The organism is Actinotalea ferrariae, assembly GCF_019733465.1.
Lineage (GTDB): Bacteria > Actinomycetota > Actinomycetes > Actinomycetales > Cellulomonadaceae > Actinotalea > Actinotalea ferrariae_A.
Genome location: NZ_JACVQL010000400.1, coordinates 1 through 1,867, shown reverse-complemented (window position 1 = coordinate 1,867; position 1,867 = coordinate 1). Strand labels below are relative to the sequence as shown.

The window sequence follows — 1,867 nt, the reverse complement described above, 5'->3', positions numbered from 1 at the left end:
GGATCGCCGCGTGCGGCGTGCTCGCGGCGTGCGCCGCGCTCGCCGGCCGCGCGCCGCCCGGCACGGCCCGACGGGGAGGTCCGTCCGGAGTGCTCGCGGGGTCTGGGCTCGTCCTCGTCGTCGTCGCCCTGCTCCTGGCCGGCGCCGGCGTCCAGCTGCACGTCCGGGAGCGGTCCGGGCTCGCCTCGCTCGCCGCCGACCGCGCGGTCGTCACGGTCGTGGGCGTCGTGCGCGCGGACGCGCGCCCGGTCGCGTCGCCGTGGCCGTCGGACGACGGCGACCGCCGCTGGGCGGTCGCCGTGTCGGTCGTCGCCGTCGAGGGGCGGGGGCGCAGCGGTCCGGGCGGGGGAGCCGCGGTCGTGCTGGGGGACGGCCGCTGGGCAGGCGTCCCGGTCGGCAGCACGGTGCGCGCGACCGGTCGGTCGGCCCCCGCCGAGCCGGGCGACGAGGGGGTCGCGTCGGTCTCGGTGTGGGAGGCGCCCGTGGTGGTCGCACGAGCCGGCGCCGTGGACGCCGTGGTGGACGGGCTGCGGACCGGGCTCCTGGACGTCTCCGCCGACCTCCCGGGCGATGCGCGCGGCCTCGTGCCCGGGGCGGCGGTGGGGGACACCTCGCGCGTCGCCGACGACCTCGACGCGGCGATGCGCACGTCCGGCCTCACGCACGTGACCGCGGTCTCGGGTGGGCACTTCGCGGTGCTCGGCGCGGCCGTCCTGGGCGCGACCGGACGGCTCCCGCGCCGCGTGCGGGCGCTCGTGTGCGCGGCCGTCATGGCCGCGTTCATCCTGCTGGTCCGGCCGGAGCCGAGCGTCGTGCGCGCGGCCGGCATGGGGGCGGTCGCCCTCGTCGGGCTGCTGGCCGGGCGGCGCTCGCGAGCCCTCCCCGCGCTGGGCGCGACGGTCGTGGTCCTGCTCGCGCTGGACCCGTGGCTCGCCCGGTCGTTCGGCTTCGTGCTGTCGGTCGTCGCGACGGGGGCGATCGTGCTGCTCGCACCACCCCTCGCCGCGCGGCTGCCGGCGGCCGTACCGCGGTGGCTCGCCCTCGCCCTCGCCGTCCCGGTCGCGGCCCAGGCCGCGTGCGCACCGGTCCTCGTCCTGCTCGACCCCGTGGTGTCCGTGTACGCGGTGCCCGCGAACCTCCTGGCAGCACCGGCCATGGCACCGGCGACCCTGCTGGGCCTGGCGGCGACCGTCGCCGCGCCCCTCGCTCCTCCGCTCGGCCACGCCCTGGCCGTGCTCGCGGGCGTCCCGTGCTCGTGGGTCGGCCTCGTCGCCAGGGCGGCCGCGGGGCTCGAGGGCGCGCGGGCGCCGTGGCCCGGCGGCGTCGGAGGCGCGCTCCTGCTCGCCGCGGTGACATCGGTCGCACTCGCCGTGGTGCTCCGCCGCCGTGCCCCCGTCCCGCCGTGGGTCGCCGCCACGACGGCGGTCGCGCTCGTGCTGAGCGTCCCCGCCGTCCGGGTACCGCTGCTCGGCCTGCTGCCCGGTGGGTGGCCGCCTCCCGGCTGGCGCGTCGTCCTGTGCGACGTCGCGCAGGGCGATGCGCTCGCGGTGCGCACGGGACCCGACTCCGCCGTCGTCGTCGACGTCGGACCGGACGGTGACGCGGCCGACGCCTGCCTCGACGCCCTCGGCGTGCGCCGGGTCGACCTCCTCGTGCTGACCCACCACCACGCCGACCACGTGGGCGGGCTGGCGCCGGTGCTCGAGGGGCGCGAGGTCGTGCGGGCGCTCGTGAGCCCCGTGCCGGAACCGGCCGGGCAGGCGCGGCGCACGCTCGAGGCTCTCGGCGCCGCGGGCGTCCCCGTCGACGTCGGCGTCACGGGCACGACCGGCGCGGCGGGCGACGTCGGCTGGACGGTCCTGTGGCC

Annotated in this window: 1 protein-coding gene; it reads left to right on the top strand. The window is 80.0% G+C overall.

Annotated elements, in window-relative coordinates:
- Window positions 1–89: 89 nt before the first annotated feature.
- A partial coding sequence (locus ICW40_RS20315; RefSeq protein WP_221655787.1) for a ComEC/Rec2 family competence protein occupies window positions 90–1,867 on the top strand: 1,778 nt, incomplete at its 3' end.